This is a genomic window from Sphingopyxis sp. Root154 (assembly GCF_001427105.1).
Classification (GTDB): domain Bacteria; phylum Pseudomonadota; class Alphaproteobacteria; order Sphingomonadales; family Sphingomonadaceae; genus Sphingopyxis.
Genome location: NZ_LMGI01000001.1, coordinates 667,871 through 686,490, shown reverse-complemented (window position 1 = coordinate 686,490; position 18,620 = coordinate 667,871). Strand labels below are relative to the sequence as shown.

General features: G+C 63.8%; 14 protein-coding genes and 2 tRNA genes. 7 read left to right on the top strand and 9 right to left on the bottom strand.

Going from position 1 to position 18,620, the window contains the following annotated elements; translation table 11 throughout:
- Window positions 1-1,248 (bottom strand): aspartate kinase, encoded by a 1,248-nt coding sequence (locus tag ASD73_RS03060; protein WP_056370359.1) that lies wholly within the window; start codon window positions 1,246-1,248, stop codon window positions 1-3.
- A gap of 160 nt (window positions 1,249-1,408) precedes the next feature.
- Between ASD73_RS03060 and ubiG the strand changes: the two genes are divergently transcribed.
- Window positions 1,409-2,134, top strand: a complete 726-nt coding sequence (gene ubiG / locus ASD73_RS03055; protein WP_056369245.1) for a bifunctional 2-polyprenyl-6-hydroxyphenol methylase/3-demethylubiquinol 3-O-methyltransferase UbiG — start codon at window positions 1,409-1,411, stop codon at window positions 2,132-2,134.
- Window positions 2,135-2,148: 14 nt separating this feature from the next.
- Window positions 2,149-2,724, top strand: a complete 576-nt coding sequence (locus tag ASD73_RS03050; RefSeq protein ID WP_235534110.1) for a YdeI/OmpD-associated family protein — start codon at window positions 2,149-2,151, stop codon at window positions 2,722-2,724.
- Window positions 2,725-2,824: 100 nt separating this feature from the next.
- Here the strand turns inward: ASD73_RS03050 and ASD73_RS03045 are convergent, their stop codons facing one another.
- The 7 genes from ASD73_RS03045 to ASD73_RS03015 form a co-directional block, all read right to left on the bottom strand.
- On the bottom strand, window positions 2,825-3,496 hold the full coding sequence (locus ASD73_RS03045; RefSeq protein ID WP_056369247.1) for a glutathione S-transferase family protein: 672 nt from the start codon (window positions 3,494-3,496) through the stop codon (window positions 2,825-2,827).
- Window positions 3,497-3,573: 77 nt separating this feature from the next.
- A complete protein-coding gene (locus ASD73_RS03040) occupies window positions 3,574-3,999 on the bottom strand; it encodes a hypothetical protein (protein WP_056369250.1) in 426 nt (141 codons plus the stop codon).
- A 155-nt stretch (window positions 4,000-4,154) separates the two neighbouring features.
- On the bottom strand, window positions 4,155-8,687 hold the full coding sequence (gene gltB / locus ASD73_RS03035) for a glutamate synthase large subunit (protein ID WP_056369252.1): 4,533 nt from the start codon (window positions 8,685-8,687) through the stop codon (window positions 4,155-4,157).
- A 23-nt stretch (window positions 8,688-8,710) separates the two neighbouring features.
- Window positions 8,711-9,898 (bottom strand): hypothetical protein, encoded by a 1,188-nt coding sequence (locus ASD73_RS03030; protein ID WP_082521382.1) that lies wholly within the window; start codon window positions 9,896-9,898, stop codon window positions 8,711-8,713.
- A 20-nt stretch (window positions 9,899-9,918) separates the two neighbouring features.
- A complete protein-coding gene (locus ASD73_RS03025; RefSeq protein ID WP_056369254.1) occupies window positions 9,919-11,361 on the bottom strand; it encodes an NAD(P)-dependent oxidoreductase in 1,443 nt (480 codons plus the stop codon).
- A gap of 158 nt (window positions 11,362-11,519) precedes the next feature.
- Entirely contained in the window at window positions 11,520-12,320 is an 801-nt protein-coding gene (locus ASD73_RS03020; RefSeq protein ID WP_056369256.1) for an undecaprenyl-diphosphate phosphatase, read from the bottom strand.
- On the bottom strand, window positions 12,320-13,258 hold the full coding sequence (locus tag ASD73_RS03015) for a complex I NDUFA9 subunit family protein (protein ID WP_056369258.1): 939 nt from the start codon (window positions 13,256-13,258) through the stop codon (window positions 12,320-12,322). The genes ASD73_RS03020 and ASD73_RS03015 overlap by 1 nt, the downstream gene beginning before the upstream one ends.
- 200 nt (window positions 13,259-13,458) lie before the next feature.
- Between ASD73_RS03015 and ASD73_RS03010 the strand changes: the two genes are divergently transcribed.
- The 4 genes from ASD73_RS03010 (at window position 13,459) to ASD73_RS02995 (ending at window position 16,178) form a co-directional block, all read left to right on the top strand.
- Window positions 13,459-13,545: transfer RNA gene (locus ASD73_RS03010), tRNA-Leu, on the top strand.
- Between the two features lie 226 nt (window positions 13,546-13,771).
- Window positions 13,772-14,989, top strand: coding sequence for a tyrosine-type recombinase/integrase (locus ASD73_RS03005; protein WP_056369260.1), 1,218 nt, complete (start codon window positions 13,772-13,774; stop codon window positions 14,987-14,989).
- 39 nt (window positions 14,990-15,028) lie between these two features.
- Window positions 15,029-15,436: an MbcA/ParS/Xre antitoxin family protein gene (locus ASD73_RS03000; protein WP_235534105.1), complete on the top strand. Its 408-nt coding sequence runs from the start codon at window positions 15,029-15,031 to the stop codon at window positions 15,434-15,436.
- Window positions 15,408-16,178, top strand: a complete 771-nt coding sequence (locus ASD73_RS02995; protein ID WP_056370368.1) for an RES family NAD+ phosphorylase — start codon at window positions 15,408-15,410, stop codon at window positions 16,176-16,178. Before ASD73_RS03000 ends, ASD73_RS02995 begins: the two co-directional genes overlap by 29 nt.
- Before the next feature lie 99 nt (window positions 16,179-16,277).
- Here ASD73_RS02995 and ASD73_RS02990 read toward each other — a convergent pair.
- Window positions 16,278-16,353 (bottom strand) — tRNA-Thr (locus ASD73_RS02990).
- 255 nt (window positions 16,354-16,608) lie between these two features.
- Between ASD73_RS02990 and ASD73_RS02985 the strand changes: the two genes are divergently transcribed.
- The gene (locus tag ASD73_RS02985; RefSeq protein ID WP_056370371.1) at window positions 16,609-18,528 is read left to right on the top strand and encodes a hypothetical protein; all 1,920 of its coding nucleotides are present in this window, start codon (window positions 16,609-16,611) and stop codon (window positions 18,526-18,528) included.
- The last annotated feature ends 92 nt before the right edge of the window (window positions 18,529-18,620 follow it).

The window sequence follows — 18,620 nt, the reverse complement described above, 5'->3', positions numbered from 1 at the left end:
TTACTCGGCGTCGAGCCCGTAGGCGGTGTGGAGGACGCGCACCGCGAGTTCGGTTTCATCCTCGTCGATCAGCACGCTGACCTTGATCTCGCTGGTCGAGATCGCTTGGATGTTGATGCCGCGGTCGGCCAATGCGCGGAACATCGTGCTGGCGACCCCCGCGTGGCTCTTCATGCCGACGCCGACGACGCTGATCTTCGCGACCTTGTCGTCGCTGATGATGCGGTTGAAGCCGATCTTTTCCTTCGCGGCTTCGAGCAGGTCGATCGAGCGCAGCAGGTCGGTGGCGGGAACGGTGAAGGTCACGTCGGTCTCGCCCTTTTCGCGGCCGACGTTCTGGATGATCATGTCGACGTTGATCCCGGCCGCAGCGAGCGGGCCGAAGATGTTCGCGACTGCGCCGGGCTTGTCGGGCACGCGTGTGACGATGATCTTCGCTTCATTCTTGTCGTGGGCGATGCCGGTGATCAGCTGCCGTTCCATCTGATGTTCCTCTATTTCCTCGTCGCTGACGATCATCGTGCCTTTTTTTGGTGCCTCGTCGCCCTCGACGAAGCTCGAGAGCACCTGCACGCGCACGCCCTCTTTCATCGCGAGCCCGACCGAACGCGTCTGGAGCACCTTGGCGCCGACGCTCGCGAGTTCGAGCATTTCCTCATAGGTCACATAGTCGAGCTTGCGCGCGCGCGCGACGATGCGCGGGTCGGTCGTATAGACGCCGTCGACGTCGGTGTAGATGTCGCAGCGGTCAGCCTTGAGCGCGGCGGCCACCGCGACGGCACTGGTGTCGGAGCCGCCGCGGCCGAGCGTCGAGACGCGGCCATCGTCCATCAGGCCCTGGAAACCCGGGATGACCGCGACCTCGCCCTTCGCCATCGCGGCGCCGAGCGCGCCGGTGTCGATGTCGGTGATGCGCGCGCGGGCGTGCGCCTCTTCGGTGCGGATCGGAAGCTGCCAGCCGAGCCAGCTGCGCGCGGGGGTGCCCATCGCCTGCAAGGTAAGCGCGAGCAGGCCCGAGGTGATCTGTTCGCCCGCGGCGACCACGACGTCATATTCGGCGGGGTCGTAGCGCGGGTTCGCCTCGCGGCAGAAATTGACGAGCCGGTCGGTTTCGCCCGCCATCGCCGAGACGACGACCGCGACCTCGTTACCGTTCGCGACTTCGCGCGCGACGAGTTTCGCCACGGTGCGAATCCGCTCGGTGCCCGCCATCGACGTGCCCCCGAATTTCATCACGATCCGCGCCATGTCGCCCCGCTTTCCTGATCTGGTTTCCGCCGCAACTTTTCCAAGCATTTCCGCGGCGCTCGCGTCGTTAGGCAAGGGGAAGGGCGATGGCAAGACCGGCATCGTATGCGTCGGATAGAATTTCTTGCATGGCGCGAGGCACGGTGCCACATCGCAGGGCATGAGTACCGCCACGATCAATCCGCACGAAGCCGCCCATTTCGGGGCGCTCGCCGCCGACTGGTGGGATCCGCGCGGCTCGTCGGCGATGCTGCACAAGCTCAATCCGGTACGCCTCGCCTATATCCGCGACCAGATCGACGCGCATTGGCATGTCGATGCGCGCGAGCGTTATGCACTGGCCGGGCGGAGCGCGATCGATGTCGGTTGTGGCGCGGGCCTGCTCGCCGAGCCGCTCGCGCGGATGGGCGCGAGGGTGACGGGCGTCGACGCGGCGCCCGAGAATATCGCCGCGGCGCAGGGCCATGCGGCGGGGCAGGGGCTTGCGATCACCTACTTCGCTGGCGAACTCGCCGCGCTGCCGCCTGCGACCTTCGACCTCGTCACCTCGATGGAAGTCGTCGAGCATGTTACTGACCCTGCCGCCTTCATCGGCGAACTCGCGACGCGTCTTGCGCCCGGCGGGCTGATGATCCTGTCGACACCGAACCGGACGATGCTGTCGAAGCTGCTGCTCGTCGAGGCGGCCGAACGGATCGGCGCGGTGCCGCGCGGGACGCACGACTGGGACCAGTTTCTGAAGCCCGAGGAGCTGACCAAGCTGCTCGAGGGCGCGGGGCTGGAGGTTATCGACCGCTCCGGTCTGTCGCCATCGGCCGCGAAGGGCTTCAAGCTCGGCGGCAGCGAGGCGCTCAACTATCTTGTGGCAGCGCGGTGGCCGGCCTGAGTCGCGATCCACGCGTGGACGCCTATATCGCGAAAGCGCAGCCCTTTGCGCAGCCGATCCTGAATCACCTTCGCGAACTGGTGCACAAACATGCGCCGGGCACCGAAGAGACGCTGAAATGGGGCGTGCCGGCCTTCGTGCTAAAGGGGCAAAATCTGGCGGGAATGGCGGCGTTCAAGGGCCATGCGACCTTCGGTTTCTGGCGCGACGAGGAGGTCACCGGATCGCCGCGCGATACCGGCGCGATGGGCAGCATGGGACGGCTGGCCTCGCTGGCCGATCTGCCCTCCGACACGGAGATGGCAGCGTTCATAGCCAGGGCGGCGGCGCTCTGTGCCGGGGGGAAGCCGAAACGCCCGGCGCCGAAGCCCAAGGTGGCGCTCGATCTGCCGGCCGACCTCGGCACGGCGCTGAAGGCCAATACCGCGGCGCAAGGCCATTGGGACGCCTTCTCGCCCGGCAAGCGGCGCGACTATATCGAATGGGTGCTCGAGGCGAAGCGCGAAGAAACGCGCGCCAAACGCATCGAAATGATCGTAGCGCAGGTGGCCGAGGGCAAGGATCGGAACTGGAAATACAAGAGCTGTTGAGCAGCCAACTCGTAATTGCGAGCAAAGCGAAGCAATCCAGGACGGTTTACGACCTACTCTGGATTGCCGCGTCGCCTTCGGCTCCTCGCAATGGCGGCGTTTAGAAATCCACATCCTCGTAGTATTTTGGCGGCGACACGATCTCCATTCGCTCCGCCAGCAGCGGGCGGAAGCTCGGGCGTGATTTCAGCCCCGAATACCAGCCCTTCGTCTGTTCGTGCCCCGTCCAGTCGATGCCTCCGAGATAGTCGGCGACCGAGATATGCGCCGCCGCCGTCAGGTCGGCGAGGCTCATCGTCGCGCCGGCGAGCCAGGTGCGGTGGTCGATGAGGTAATCGACATAGTCGAGATGGTTGTTCGCCGCCTTCATCGCCTCGCGCAGCGCGCCGCCGTCGGGCGGCTGGCGGTGGACGATGCGTTTTTGCATCCGTTCGAACAGCAAGGGGCCCGTGACTTCATAATAGAAGTCGTGATCGAACCATGACGTCAGGCGGCGGATCTCGGCGCGGTTCGCCGCGGTGCCGTTGATCATCGCCTTGCCTTCGACGGTCTCCTCGAAATATTCGGCGATCGCATTGCTGTCCATCAGCACCTGACCGCGCGCCTGATCGACCATGACGGGGGTGCGCCCCGCCGGGTTCAGATCGATAAACTCGTCGCGGCGCTCCCACGGCGATTCGCGCACCAATTCATAACCGACGCCCTTTTCGCCCAGCAAAAGGCGGACCTTGCGCGAAAAGGGACAGAGCGGGAATTGATAGAGTTGCCACATGCATCCGGCATAGCGGCAGCGGGGCGCCGCGCGCAACGCCTATGGCGCGCGCCGGCACAGCGATTGTGGATTAAGCGTCAGCGGCGCGAGGCTTCGCGCTCGCGTTCCCACTGCGCCGCAAAGTCGCGCGCCATGTCCTTGAACACCGGCGCATAAGCTGCGAGCGCCGAGGCGGCATGGCCTGCCATGCGGGTACCCGCGCGGACGTCGGCGCCCATGCGCTCGGCATATTCGGGATCGCGGCCGGTCATATCGCCGAGCGTGGCGTCGGGCGGGATATAAGCGGCGTCGGATTCGGGATCGATCTGCGCCACGGCCTTCGCAAGCGGGCCGACCTGCATCTGCATCAGCGCCGCGACCATCGCGGTGACGGTGTCGGCCATCCGGTCCTGCGCTACGGGGTCGTTGAGCGTTTCGACGGCGCCCTGCATTTCATGGGCGGCAGCCGGAAGCGGCGCTGCGAGCGCGAGCAGGGGGAGGGCGATCAACGCAAAACGGGTCATGGCTCCATCCTTTCAAAGGACGTCAGGTTCAGCAAAGCGGCGTTTATAGGAAAGTGACGCTTTCGCTGCGGTGAACGCGTTTGAGACTTGCGATAAGCCGCGACACTAGCGCGATAAACGGTCCTCCCCATGGCTTTGCCACAGGGAGGATCAACCTATTCCGCCGCAACCACCTCGGCTTCGGCATTGCTCAGCGGATGCGCAAGGCGGGTAAGCATTTCCTTCGGGCAAACCTGCCAGAACTGGTCCCGCCAGCGGTCCCAGTCGGCGAGGACTTCGCTCGACCATTTGCTGCCGGTAGCCTGCGCATGGTCCTCGACGAGTTCCTTCACCACGGCTTCCCAATGCGTGCTCTCGATCCGCTGCCAGACGATCGATTCGCCGTTGGCGCGGCGTTCGAACTGGCCGTCGGTGTCGAGGATGAACGCCATGCCGCCGGTCATGCCGGCGCCGAAGTTCGATCCGACGGGGCCGAGGATGACCGCGGTGCCGCCGGTCATATATTCGCAGCCATTCGCGCCGCAGCCCTCGACGACGACCTTCGCGCCCGAATTGCGCACCGCGAAACGCTCGCCCGCCTGACCCGCCGCGAGCAGGGTGCCCGCGGTCGCGCCGTAGAGGACGGTGTTGCCGATGATGCTGTTGTGCTGGCTGACGAGCGGGCTCGACACCGTCGGGCGCACGACAATGCGGCCGCCCGACAGGCCCTTGCCGACATAGTCGTTGGCGTCACCGAACACTTCCAATGTGATGCCGCTGCACAGGAAGGCGCCGAGCGACTGGCCCGCGGTGCCGCGCAGGCGCACCTGCACATGATTGTCGGCGAGACCCTGCATGCCGAAGCGCGCGGTGACCTCGGCCGACAGGCGGGTGCCGACGGCGCGGTGCGTGTTGCGGACGTTGTACGTCAGCTGCATGCGTTCGCCGCGCTCGAACAAAGGCTTGGCGTCGTTCAATATCTGCGCGTCGAGGCTGTCGGGAACCGGGTTGCGGAAGCTCGGCCCTTGCGACCGGCGCTGGTCGTCAGGCGCGTCGACTTTCGCGAGGATCGGGTTCAAATCGAGGTCGTCGAGATGTTCGGCGCCGCGGCTGACCTGACGGAGCAATTCGGTGCGGCCGATCACCTCGTCGAGGCTGCGGCAACCGAGCTTCGCGAGGATTTCGCGGACCTCCTCGGCGATGAAGGTCATCAGGTTGATGACCTTTTCGGGCGAGCCGGTGAACTTCTGGCGCAGCTTCTCGTCCTGCGTGCAGACGCCGACCGGGCAGGTGTTGCTGTGGCACTGGCGCACCATGATACAGCCCATCGCGACGAGGCTGAGTGTGCCGATGCCATATTCCTCGGCACCGAGGATCGCCGCGATCACGATGTCGCGCCCGGTTTTGAGCCCACCGTCGGTGCGCAGGCGGATACGGTGGCGCAGGCCGTTGAGCGTGAGGACCTGATTGACTTCGGACAGGCCCATTTCCCACGGGGTGCCGGCATATTTGACACTGGTCTGCGGGCTGGCGCCGGTGCCGCCGGTGTTGCCCGCGACGAGGATGACGTCGGCGTGCGCCTTGGCGACGCCAGCCGCCACGGTGCCGATGCCCGCCGAGCTCACGAGCTTGACGCAGACGCGCGCCTTCGGGTTGATCTGCTTGAGGTCGTAGATGAGCTGCGCCAGATCCTCGATCGAATAGATGTCGTGGTGCGGCGGCGGGCTGATCAACGTCACACCCGGCGTCGCATGGCGCAACCGCGCGATGAACTCGGTGACCTTGAAGCCCGGAAGCTGGCCGCCTTCGCCGGGCTTTGCGCCCTGCGCGACCTTGATCTCGATCTCGTCGCACGCTCCGAGATATTCGGCGGTGACGCCGAAGCGGCCCGACGCGATCTGCTTGATGTTGCTGTTGGCGTTGTCGCCGTTTGCATAGGGGCGATAGCGTTCGCTCGCTTCGCCGCCTTCGCCCGACACCGCTTTGGCGCCGATGCGGTTCATCGCGATCGCCAGCGTCTCATGCGCTTCGGGCGACAGCGCGCCGAGCGACATGCCCGGGGTGACGAAACGCTTGCGGATCTCGGTGATCGCCTCGACGCTATCGAGCTGGACGCCTTGCGCCGGATAGTTGAACTCCATCAGGTCGCGCAGATAGATCGGCGGCAGGTCGGCGACCCCGCGCGCGAATTGCAGATAGGTCGAGTAGCTGTCGGTCGCGACCGCGGTTTGCAGCAGGTGCATCAACTGCGCCGAATAGGCGTGCGCTTCGCCGCCTGCACGCTGGCGATAGAAGCCGCCGATCGGCAGGGTGGTGACGCGCTTGTCGAACGCCGCCGTGTGCTTGTCGGTCGCGTTGATGAAGAGCGACTGATAGCCTTCGCCCGAAATCTTGGCCGGCATGCCGGGGAAAAGATCGTTGACGAGCGCGCGGCTGAGACCGACCGCCTCGAAATTATAACCGCCGCGATAGGAGGAGATCACCGCGATCCCCATCTTGGCGAGAATCTTGAGCAGCCCGTCGTCGATCGCCTTGCGGAAGCGCAAATGGCAGTCGTTCAGCGATAGCTCGCTACCGAACAGCCCGCGCGTCCAGCGGTCGGCGATCGCCGCTTCCGCGAGATAGGCGTGCACCGTCGTCGCGCCGACGCCGACGAGCACGGCAAAGGCGTGGGTGTCGAGCACTTCAGCCGAACGCACGTTGATCGAGGCGTAGCTGCGCAGGCCCTTGCGCACGAGGTGCGTGTGGACAGCTGCGGCGGCGAGAACCATCGCGACGCCGACGCGGCCTTCGCCGATATTCTGGTCCGACAGGAAGAGTTCCGAGCGGCCCGCGCGCACGGCGTCTTCGGCCTCGCGGCGGACTCGGGCGATCGCCTCGCGGAGCGTCGACGCATCGCCGCCCGCGGCAAAGGTGCAGTCGATGTCGGCGACGGCATCGCCGAAATAGGCGCGCAGCCGATCCCAGTCTTCGCCGACAAGCACCGGGCTGTCGATCACGAGGACGTGATCGCTCTGCCCCTTTTCGTCGAGGATGTTCGCGAGGTTCGCGAAGCGCGTCTTCAGGCTCATCACATGCCGTTCGCGCAGACTGTCGATCGGCGGGTTGGTGACCTGGCTGAAATTCTGGCGGAAGAATTGCGCGACGTGCCGCGGCTTGTCGGAGATGACCGCGAGCGGCGTGTCGTCGCCCATCGAGCCGATCGCTTCCTTGGCATCCTCGACCATCGGCGACAGGATCAGTTCCATATCCTCCATGGTGAGGCCCGCGGCGACCTGACGGCGGAGCAATTCGCTGCGCTCGAAGGTCGGCAGGCTCGACTTGCCGCCCTTCGGCAGGTCGGCCATCGTGCGGAAGCCCTTGACGCGCGAACGATAATCCTGCGCGTCGGCGATCTTGTCCTTGATCGCGAGATCTTCGTAGAGCGTCCCTTCGTCGAGATCGACCGCGATCATCTGGCCGGGGCCGAGGCGACCTTTCTTGCGGATGCTCGCTTCGGGAAGCAGCACCATGCCGCTTTCGGACCCGACGACGAGCAGATTGTCGGCGGTCAGCGTATAGCGCAGCGGGCGGAGCGCGTTGCGGTCCATGCCCGCGACCGCCCAGCGGCCGTCGGTCATCGCGAGCGCGGCGGGGCCGTCCCACGGCTCCATCACGCTGGCGAGGTAGGAGTACATCGCGCGGTGGTTGTCGGGGACGTCGCACTCGGTCGTCCACGCCTCGGGGACGAGGATCAGCTTGGCGGTCGGCGCGTCGCGGCCGGCGCGGCACAGCGCCTCGAACACCGCGTCGAGCGCGGCGGTGTCCGACGCGCCCGCCGGGATCACCGGCTTGATGTCTTCCGAATGCTCGCCGAACGCGAGGCTGGCCATCTTGATCTCGTGGCTCTTCATCCAGTTCTTGTTGCCGCGGATCGTGTTGATCTCGCCATTGTGGGCGAGGCAGCGGAACGGCTGCGCCAGCCACCATTGCGGGAAGGTGTTGGTCGAATAGCGCTGGTGGAAGATCGCGACGCGGCTTTCGAACAGCTTGTTCGTGAGGTCGGGAAAGAAGTCCGCGAGGCTCTCGGCAAGGAACAGGCCCTTGTAGATGATCGAGCGCGCCGACAGGCTGCAGATATAGAAGTCGGCGATCTGCGCCGCGATCACCTTCTTCTCGATCCGGCGGCGGACGAGATAGAGCTGCTTTTCGAACTCGGCGACCGTCTGTTCGTCGGGCAGGGGCCCCGCGATCATGATTTGCTCGATCTCGGGGCGCGTACGCTGCGCCTTGTCGCCGATCACCGACACATCGACGGGAACCTGGCGCCAGCCATAGATGGTAAAGCCGGCGTCGATGATCTCGGCCTCGACGATCGTGCGGCATTCCTCCTGCGCGCCCAGATCGGTGCGCGGCAGGAAGATCATGCCGACGGCGAGGCGGTTCGGGCGCACCTTGTGGCCCGATGCCGCGATCGCATCGTCGAAGAAGCGGACGGGCAGGTCGACATGGATGCCCGCCCCATCCCCGGTCTTGCCGTCGGCGTCGACCGCGCCGCGGTGCCACACGGCACGCAAGGCTTCGATCGCCGCCTCGACAACGCGGCGCGACGGCTTGCCGTCGGTCGCCGCGACCATGCCGACGCCGCAGGCATCGGATTCCATGTCGGGGCGATACATGCCTTCGGCTGCAAGCCGCGCGTGCTCGGGGGTGGGGTAGTGGGTCATCATCTTCGTCCTGACAGGCTGGATGCCTATTTGTTGGGCAGCTTCGAGCGCTTGCTTGCATTGGCCGCCGCTTCCTCGGCGGCCTGCTGCGCAGCGAGCGATGCATTTTCGTACGCGGTCTCGAGATCTTCGACGCGCTTGAGATCGGCGGCCGACCAGTTGCTGCGGTCATAGGCGGGGTCGGCGACCGCATCGACTGCAACGGCAGCGTCGGCCGCAGCCTCCGCGGCCACTGCTGCATCGGCGGCCGCGTCGACGGCATAATCGTCGGCCGCCTCGACCGCGACAGCGTCGGTCGCTTCGACGCTGTCGGTCTTCCACATGTCGCGCTGTTCCTTCAGCACCTTCACATCGACCTTCATCAGCTTGGCAAGCTTGCCGAGTTCCTTGTCGTCAAAGTCCGAAAGCTGCTTTTCCTTCGGCAGGTCCTTGAAATCCTTCTCGAGCTCGGGTGCGCGGTCGATGAATTTGGTGATCAGCGGCGGCACCGCCCTGATCACCGCGACCATCACCTCGGGATCAGCCTGCAGCGCCATCCATTCATTGGCGTAGAGCGTGCCGGTCGGGGTCGCGAGAAAGCCGTTGAGGTCGGTGAGTTGCGCCGCGGTGAACTTGCGCGCATAGGCTTTGGACATTCCTTCGCGCATCGGCGGCTCCATGTCGCCCAGCACTTCGCTGATCAGCGGCTTGATCACCTTGGTAATCTGGTCTTCGCGCTCCTTGCGATGCGGGTCGAACATATCGGCGACCTTGCCCTTGGTCGCTTCGTCGAGCTTGGCGATCTGTTCGCTTTCGACGCCGGTCTGGATCGAGAGCATCAGGTCGGACTGGCCGCCGAACTCGCCCATGATCGTCTTGAACATCTTGCCATAGAGATTGTCGATCATCTTCTCCAGGCTGCCGGCGGGGATCAGCGCACCCATCGTCTTTTGCGCGAGCGTCAGGCGGGCGGGTTCGATCGGCGGCAGGCTGCTGGTGTCGAACATTTTTTCGACGAGCGCGATCGCCTCGTCCATTTCCTTCTGCATCTTCGCCTTTGCCTCTTCGGCAGCGGCCTTGCTGTCATACTCGCTCGATGCCTCATCCTCGACCTGCGGCGGCGAGGGAACGGTAACCACTTCGGCCACCGGGGCTTCCTTCGGCGCGGCAAAAGCGTGTGCAGGCGCGATCGCGATCGCACCGGCGAGCAGGATCGATTTGAACGTCGGCGTCATGAAAATTCCTTCCCTGTTGGTCATGCCGCCTTCTTTTCGCTTTTCGCCTTCGCTTTCAACCACTTTGCCATCTGGTCGCTGACATCGCGCCCATCGCGGATGCCCCAGACGACCAGGCTGGCACCGCGAACGATGTCGCCGGCGGCAAAAACGCCGGGCAGGCTGGTCATCATCGTCTGGTGATCGACGCGCAAAGTGCCCCAGCGCGTGACCGAAAGGTCGGGTGAGCCAAACAGGTGCGGCAGTTCCTCGGGATCGAAGCCCAATGCCTTGATCACCATGTCGGCGGGCACATCGAACTTGCGGCCGGGATCGGCCTCGGGGCTGCGGCGACCGCTCGCGTCGGGCGCGCCGAGGCGCATGCCCGCGACCGCGACCTCTTTTACACGCTTGTCGGCGGTGAAGCTTTCGGGGGCGGAGAGCCAGACGAATTCGACGCCTTCCTCTTCTGCGTTCGCGACCTCACGCTGCGATCCGGGCATATTCTCGCGGTCGCGGCGGTAGAGGCATTTCACCGACTTCGCGCCCTGCCGCACCGCGGTGCGGACGCAGTCCATCGCGGTGTCGCCGCCGCCGATCACAACGACATGCTTGCCCTTGGCATCGAGGCGGCCGTCGTCGAACGCGGGAACATCGTCGCCGAAGCTCTTGCGGTTCGATGCGATCAAATAGTCGAGCGCCGCGATCACGCCGTCTGCACCATTGCCGGGGACATTGATCTCGCGCGCCTTGTACACGCCCGTTGCGATCAGGATCGCGTCATGCTTCTGCCGGAGTGCGTCGAGTGTCGCATCTTCGCCGACCGCGAAGCCGAGATGGAAGTGGATGCCGCCCGCGACCAGCCGGTCGATACGTCGCATCACCACATCCTTCTCCAGCTTGAAGCCGGGGATGCCATAAGTCAGCAGCCCGCCGGCGCGGTCGTGGCGGTCATAGACATGGACCTCGTGCCCCGCGGCGCGCAGATATTCGGCGGCCGTCAGGCCCGCGGGCCCGGCGCCGATGACGCCGACCGACTGGCCAGTCGCGGCGCCCGCGTGCAGCGGCTCGACCCAGCCCTCGGCCCAGGCGGTGTCGGTGATATATTTCTCGACGCTGCCGATCGTCACCGCGCCATGGCCCGAAAATTCGATGACGCAATTGCCTTCGCACAGGCGATCCTGCGGACAGATGCGGCCGCAGATCTCGGGCATCGTCGAGGTCGCGTTGCTGAGCTCATAGGCTTCCCGCAGGCGGCCCTCGGCGGTCAGGCGCAGCCAGTCGGGAATATGATTGTGGAGCGGGCAATGCACCGAGCAATAGGGCACGCCGCACTGTGAACAGCGCGCCGCCTGTGCGTCGGCGTCGGGCGCCGCGTAGCGCTCGGCGATCTCGCGAAAGTCGCGCGCGCGTTCTTCGGCGGAGCGCTTGTCCGGATAGGATTGTTCACGCTCCACAAACTGGAGCATGCGATCGGAAGCCATGCAATATCCCCTTCGTTGAGAGGCGAATTGCATGGTCGAAATTAGGCTGTCACGACCAAATTGCGAGTTAGGACAGCATTGCTAACCTAAAATAAGGGTAAATTTACCTCAAAACGTGTCCGCGCAATTATCTTTCGTCAATTGATACCGATTCGGACCTATCTCATGCCGAGCCAGATCAGCGCGGCGACGCCCGCGATGATTCGATACCAGGCGAAGGGCGCAAAGCCGTATCGCGTGACGACCGCGAGGAATGCCTTGATCACCGCCCACGCGACGACGAAAGAGACGAGCGAGCCCACCGCGATCAGGCTGAGATCGTTCGTCGTGATCGCATCGCGATGCTTGAACAGCTGCAGCACGGTCGCGCCCGTCAGCGTCGGGAGTGCGAGGAAGAAGCTGAACTCGGCTGCGGTCTTGCGGTCGACCCCGAACGACATCGCGCCGAGGATCGTCGCGCCCGAGCGGCTGACCCCCGGGATCATCGCGATGCACTGGACGAGCCCGACGAGCATCGATTGCCGAGCCGACACATTCGCGACGCCGCCGACGTCTTTCGTCTTCGCGAAACGCTCGACGAGCAGGATGGCAAAGCCGCCGATGATCAGTGCCCAGGCGACGACAACGGCGTTCTCGAGCAGCAGCTCGATATAGTCGCCGAAGGCGAGGCCGAGGATGACCGCCGGGAAGAAAGCGAGAAGAAGGTTGCGCACGAAAGCGATCGCGACCGGGTCGCGGCGGAAGAAGCCGGTGAACATCTCCCAGAAGAGTTTCCGGTACAGGACGACGATCGCGAGGATCGCGCCCGGCTGGATCGCGATGTTGAAGATCGCCCAGCGCGCGGCGTCATAGCCGAGCAATTCGGTCGCGAGGATAAGGTGCCCCGTCGAGGAGACGGGCAAAAACTCGGTCAAACCCTCGACGATGCCGAGGATGATTGCGGTCAGCCAGATACTCATTATCGCGAGGCGAACTGCGCGAAGCGGCCGTGGCGGCGATATTGGACGAGCCAGCCCTCGGCGACCGAGGCGAGCGAGGTCGGCGTGACGCCGAGCTGGGCGAGGCTCGTGGCGCCGTCGGCGACGACATTGTCGCGCTGGAGCATCAGCCATTGATCCTTGGTGATCGGCGCGCCGGGCGCCCAGCCGAAGCCGCTCGCGAGCGCCGAGGCGACGAAGTCGGGCACGTCGACGAACAGCGGCGAGCGGCCGGTCGCATTGGCAACCCAGCGAAGCAATTCGGCCATCGTCAGCACCTGCGGCCCGCCGAGTTCGAAAGTCTTGCCTGCAGCGTCGCTGCCGAGCGCCGCGACCACCGCATCGGCGACGTCGCCGACATAGACGGGCTGAAATTTCGCATTCGGGGCGATCACCGGAACCACCGGCGCCATGCGCATCATCGTGGCGAAGCGATTGATGAACTGGTCCTCGCGGCCGAACAGGATCGACGGGCGCAGGATCGCGGCGTCGGCAAAGGCCGCGCGGACCGCCGCTTCGCCATAGCCCTTGCTGCGGCCATAGGCCGAGGCGCTCGCGGGATCGGCGCCGATCGCCGAGACATGAACGAGCGCACCGGCGCCCGCCGCCTTGGCTGCGGTCGCGACATGGCCCGCGCCGTCGGCCTGCACCGCCTGCATGTCACCGAACGCGCCGACGAGGTTGATGACGGCGTCGCTGCCCTGCACAGCGCGCAGGACGCTCGCCGCGTCGCGAACATCGACCGCGACGAACTGGGTCTGGCCGAGCCCGCCGAGCGGCTTCAGGAAGGTCGCGGCGCGGGGTTCGCGCTGCGCGATGCGAACGCGCGCACCGCGTGCGAGCAGGCGCTGCACGACATAGCGGCCGAGGAAGCCGCCGCCCCCCAATACCGTGATCAATTGCCCGTCGAGTTTCTGCATGTCGTCCGCCTGTGATCGATTCTCTGGATGGCGCGGGGCGCGCCGAAGGCCTTCCCATGCCGCGAAGCGGGGAGGGGAGCAAGGGGCGAGGACGGCATTCCGACGCGAAACCGGCAGCTTTGCGATAAAATGCACTCTGGCTGGTCCGACGCGGTTGACAAGCCGACATACGCGCCGCTAAGCGCCCGCTCCTACCCCGTGCCCAGATGGCGGAATTGGTAGACGCACCAGCTTCAGGTGCTGGCGATCGCAAGGTCGTGGAGGTTCGAGTCCTCTTCTGGGCACCATTTTCCCCTATCACGACGCCCCAGAACCATCGACAAAACGGCAGAAATCTGCCATTTTATCCTTGGTCTTGTCTTTGGGCGTCCGAGGAAGTTTCACTCGATCTCACCAAAAACGGGCCACCGAAACGGGGCACGATGGCCCGGGAAATTTCGGTGGCCCCTTTTGTCGATTTTGAGCCCGCTCCTCCCGCTCTGGCCAAGGCCTGTTTGCAGGAGTCGCCCCCCAATGCCCCTTACCGATACCCAGATCCGTTCGCTCAAACCCGAGAGCCGTCCCTACAAGCGGGCCGATGCCAATGGTCTCTACATCGAGGTCAGGCCGACGGGCGCTAAGCTGTGGCGATACAAATATGGCTTCATGGGCAAGGACAATCGCATCGCGCTTGGACTTTATCCCGAAGTGAGCTTGGCAGAGGCGAGGCGCCTTCGCGATGATGCGCGCCGAAAGCTTCGCGACGGGATCGATCCGCTGGCGGAGCGAAAGCGCGATAAGCTTGTCGCTCAGTACAAGGCCGCCAACACCTTCGGCGACATCGCCAAGGAGTATATCGACAAATCGGTTGCCGATGGCCGGGCGGATGCAACCACGGTCAAGGCCAACTGGCTCCTCGATCAATTGAAGCCTATCGCCGCAATGCCTGTCGCTGACCTCAAGCCGGTCGACGTCCTTGCCGCGCTCAAGAAAATTGAAGCGCGGGGTAAATATGAAACGACGCGCCGTGCCCGGTCCTTTGCCAGCAGAGTGTTCCGCTACGCGGTCGCGACAGGGCGGGGTGAAAGCGACCCCACGGCGGTCCTGCGCGGAGCGCTCATCGCGCCGCGTGTGACGCACCACGCAGCACTTCTTGAACCGGAAGCCGTCGGCGCGTTCCTGCGAACGATCGATGGTTATACCGGGAACGCCATCACGCGGCTCGGATGCCAGATCGCACCCCATGTGATGGCCCGTCCGGGTGAGATGCGCAAAGCGCTGTGGCCCGAGATTGATTTCGAGAATGCCGTATGGAGCATCCCGGCCGAGCGAATGAAGATGCGGCGTCCCCACGCCGTACCCTTGTCGCGTCAGGTGATCGCCTACCTCAAGCAGCTCCATGAACTGACGGGGCCCGAGGGCTTCGTATTTCCGGCATTTCATACATCGCGCCGGCCGATGAGCGAGAACACCCTAAACCAGGCGTTCCGGCGGATGGGATATTCGACCGGAGAAGTTACCGCTCACGGCCTTCGGACGACCGCCTCGTCACTGCTCAATGAAAGCGGCAAGTGGCACCCCGATGCGATCGAGCGGTCGCTTGCGCACGCCGACGCCAATGCGGTTCGCGGCACCTACAATCGCGGACGCTACTGGAATGAGCGCGTCGCGATGCACCAATGGTGGAGCGATTATCTCGATGCCCTTCGTGCATCCGATGAAGGCCAGATTGCGGCACTGACTGCGAAATGAACCCCTTCCACTTGCAAATTCACCGAATTGTTCCTATGAATGATATTGTGGAATTTCATTCAGGAGAATGTTGTGGCGACGCGGCTGGTTTCTCAAGCGGATCAGAGCCGAGTTCTTTCGGAAGCGGTCGCGCGCGTCGCCACGTGCTGGAAATTGACCAACGAGCAATTGGGTGCGGTCGTCGGCATTTCTGCTGCCACGGCGTCTCGACTTCGGTCCGGCGGCTACAAACTCCAGCGAGTCGAGAAAGCGTTCGAGCTGGGGCAGTATCTCATTCGCCTTTTTCGCAGCCTCGATGCGCTCATGGGGAGCGACGATGCGGCCTCAATATCGTGGCTGAAATCCGAGAATCTGGACCTCGGTGGCAGACCTATCGATCTGATCCGGACGATCCGCGGTTTGAGCGAGGTAGCCGACTATGTCGATGACTACCGCGCCCGCGTTTGAACAAACGCCGAAGCCAGAGCATTTTCGCGTCTATAGTGGAAAGCTCTGGCGGATTGTTGAGGCGCAGCATCGGATTTCGACAAACCGTCTCGCGGCTGGCGCGGAAGATCAGGCTTTGCTCGAACGGTTGGCCGACGACGTGAAGCCGAACATGCCCGTGGCGGCCAGGGATCTCCACTACTTGCTCGCCACCCCGTTTCGTTACGGACACAAGAGTAGTTCAAGATTCCGTCGCGTCGGCGAAAAACCCGGCATCTTCTATGCGGCTGAGACAATCGACACGGCGATCGCGGAGACAGCCTATTGGCGTCTTCGATTCTATTCCCGATCGCCGGAGGCTCAACCGCCGAGCACTACTGTGGAGCATTCGGCAATCAGCGTTTCCGTGAGCATGGATCGCATGCTCGATCTGTGCGCGCAGCCATTTGTCGGGGGTGCATCGCTATGGATGTCGCCGGATGATTATTCGGCGTGTCAGTTGTTTGCCGTTGAGGCACGGTTAATCGAGGCGCAAGCAATACGTTACGCGTCCGTTCGAGACCCTCAGCATCGCGCGAATGTCGCCTTGTTTGACGCATCCGTCTTCCACGATCGGGAGCCTCGCAATGCCCAAACCTGGCATTTTCGTTACGAGCGGGGCGAGCTTACCGCATTCGGGGCATTTCCCTCCAACGACCGGTTCAGCTTTCGGCCGTCCGACTTCGGGCTCTCTGCCAGGCGCCCAGTCGCGGGCCGCGGATAAAGATAGCTATTCGATTCTTATCCCGGCGGTCGCAAGCATCGATCCGGCCCACGCGCAACCAGTCGGAGTGTCGCCTAAGTCATTGATTTATGGGGTCGATGGTGCCGCTTACAGGACTCGAACCTGTGACCCCATCATTACGAATGATGTGCTCTACCAACTGAGCTAAAGCGGCAACGAGGGGCGCCTCTACCAGCGTGTCGGCGCGAAAACAAGCGTCGTGGCGCACTTTCCCTCGAGGACCGCAACAGACGGTTTGCGACCGCATTCTCCTTCAACCGGATAGCGAGCGATCGAGCCGTTTTCGATTTGAAAGGGAGCTTCTGCCATCGGGCGCAGCCCCGAAATCGAATGCAGGAGTCTATATAAAGTGCCCACCCTCATGGCTGAATGTCCGTCCCTTTTTCCCGATATCGAGATCGCCGGGGCCGTGGGTCATGCTAAAAAGAAGCGGGGTCCGAAGCCCAAGCCGGTTGTCGAGTTCCCGCAGGCTTTGGAAGGGGACTGGGTCGACCCATCCTCCTTTCCGGAAGCACTCGCGCTGCACATGCGGCGGCATGGCGACAGCTGCAATCATCTCCATCGCGCGATTATCGGCCCGCGCGACAAGACCGATCGCAAGACGATCCAGACTTGGGTTCTAGGGACAAGAGCGCCGGGAACGATCGAGAGCCTCGCCGTGCTCGAACGGATCGAGCACCGCTATCGGCTTCCCGCGGGATATTTTCGGGACAAGCTGGACCGAAGTGGCCGCGCTACGGCCAGGCGGGCCATTCCCACATTGTGCACGCCCGAGCGACGCCGGCTCGCGTGGCACCTCCCCGGCGATTTCGCGAAGCGCCCCAAGCGTGAACGCGATGAAATATTGGAATGGGTGCGCTCGGTCATCATTGCCGGCACTACGGACTATCGGCGCTTCCAGCGTGGAGCGACGCAGCAGCGCTTCTCTCTCCGTTTCCCGCGGATCGACTGCCATGATTTCGTACCGGGCGATGTAGCTGTCGCTGCAGCGGACCCAGTCGACGAGAATCTGCCCGGTTGCCGCGACGCGCCCTTGCATCTCCAGCATGAGGTAGGCCGTCTTATCGCGTTCAAGACATCTACGCTGGCTCCATCGGGGCTGTTACGTCAGGGCATGTGGGGTGAGGAGACCGCGTCGCAGAAGCTCGAACATCTGGGACTTCTCTTCGGCGCGCTGCGCTCGCCGCTCGACAGCGAGGTCAAGGGCCATGGCGTTCCGCTCGACCGGCTGTGCCTGGCCATGCTTCTCTTTCCTTCGGTCTGGGATTGGTATCTCCAGTGGCGCGAGGATCGCCGCGGCTTCTACACGAGCTGGGAGGTCAATATGCTCGACTTCGCGCTGTCGCTCTCGCGCGACAAGACGGGCTGGATGCGGCAGAATCCGGGGCTTGCGGGCGCGCTGCAACCAGTCGATGGCCTGATATCGCCGAGCGAGATCGACGAAGCCCGGCAGGACTGGGATGCCCTTTGCGATCGCTTCACCATCTATGCGTTGAACCGGAAGAAGGATGTCCAGCGCGTCGCGAAGGTCCACCGCGATCCGTTCGAACCGATACTGCCGATCCTCGAAGCGGCGAGCCCCGTCGGCGAGTATCGCAAGATCACCGAGGAAATATTGGACCGGATGCCGAATGCACGGCGTCACCCAAAGTCGGCTGCCGAGGCCGTGCGCGCCTTCTTGATGTTGCGTTTCGGATTACATCTCGGACTACGCCAGAAGAATCTGCGGCAGCTTCGTTTCTGCGTCCGGGGCGGACGGCACAGCACTGAGAAGCAGCTTGAGATGCTGAAATGCGGCGAACTCAGATGGAATGATCTTTCGGGTGGATGGGAGGTCTTCATTCCGGCGGTCGCCTTCAAGAACGCGTCCTCCTCCTTCTTCAGCAGGAAGCCTTACCGGCTCCTGCTTCCCGATCTCGGGCGGCTCTACGAGTTCATCGACATCTATCTCCAGCGGGACCGGCAAATCCTCCTTGGCGGCGCTGAGGATCCGAGGACCTTCTTCGTAAAGTCTGCCAAGCTGACGACGAAAAATGCCGCCTATAGCCAATTAGGCTTTTACGATGCGTGGCGCCTTACAATCCAGCGATACGGCATCTACAACCCCTACACAGGGCAAGGCGCAATCAAGGGCTTGCTGCCACACGGCCCACATAATGTTCGCGACGTACTGGCAACCCATGTGCTCAAGAAGACCGGCTCCTATGAGCAGGCGGGCTATGCGATTCAGGATAGCCCCGAGATCGTCGCCAAACATTATGGCCGGTTTCTGCCGCATGACAAATCCGCGATGGCGGCGGTCGTGCTCAACCTCGCGTGGGAGAGCTGACCGCATCGGCTGGGCTCGACGGTCATAGTGAGCGCGGCCTCAAATGAGCGTACACTGACGGCGGCAGGCGCCGCCAGAGGTCGCGCGTTTGC

What these genes read in the sequence shown, in the direction of transcription:
- ASD73_RS03060 (WP_056370359.1), bottom strand. Translation starts at nt 1,248, where the DNA reads ATGGCGCGGATCGTGATGAAATTCGGGGGCACGTCGATGGCGGGCACC.
- ubiG (WP_056369245.1), top strand. Translation starts at nt 1,409, where the DNA reads ATGAGTACCGCCACGATCAATCCGCACGAAGCCGCCCATTTCGGGGCG.
- ASD73_RS03045 (WP_056369247.1), bottom strand. Translation starts at nt 3,496, where the DNA reads ATGTGGCAACTCTATCAATTCCCGCTCTGTCCCTTTTCGCGCAAGGTC.
- ASD73_RS03040 (WP_056369250.1), bottom strand. Translation starts at nt 3,999, where the DNA reads ATGACCCGTTTTGCGTTGATCGCCCTCCCCCTGCTCGCGCTCGCAGCG.
- gltB (WP_056369252.1), bottom strand. Translation starts at nt 8,687, where the DNA reads ATGATGACCCACTACCCCACCCCCGAGCACGCGCGGCTTGCAGCCGAA.
- ASD73_RS03030 (WP_082521382.1), bottom strand. Translation starts at nt 9,898, where the DNA reads ATGACGCCGACGTTCAAATCGATCCTGCTCGCCGGTGCGATCGCGATC.
- ASD73_RS03025 (WP_056369254.1), bottom strand. Translation starts at nt 11,361, where the DNA reads ATGGCTTCCGATCGCATGCTCCAGTTTGTGGAGCGTGAACAATCCTAT.
- ASD73_RS03020 (WP_056369256.1), bottom strand. Translation starts at nt 12,320, where the DNA reads ATGAGTATCTGGCTGACCGCAATCATCCTCGGCATCGTCGAGGGTTTG.
- ASD73_RS03015 (WP_056369258.1), bottom strand. Translation starts at nt 13,258, where the DNA reads ATGCAGAAACTCGACGGGCAATTGATCACGGTATTGGGGGGCGGCGGC.
- ASD73_RS03005 (WP_056369260.1), top strand. Translation starts at nt 13,772, where the DNA reads ATGCCCCTTACCGATACCCAGATCCGTTCGCTCAAACCCGAGAGCCGT.
- ASD73_RS03000 (WP_235534105.1), top strand. Translation starts at nt 15,029, where the DNA reads ATGATATTGTGGAATTTCATTCAGGAGAATGTTGTGGCGACGCGGCTG.
- ASD73_RS02995 (WP_056370368.1), top strand. Translation starts at nt 15,408, where the DNA reads ATGTCGATGACTACCGCGCCCGCGTTTGAACAAACGCCGAAGCCAGAG.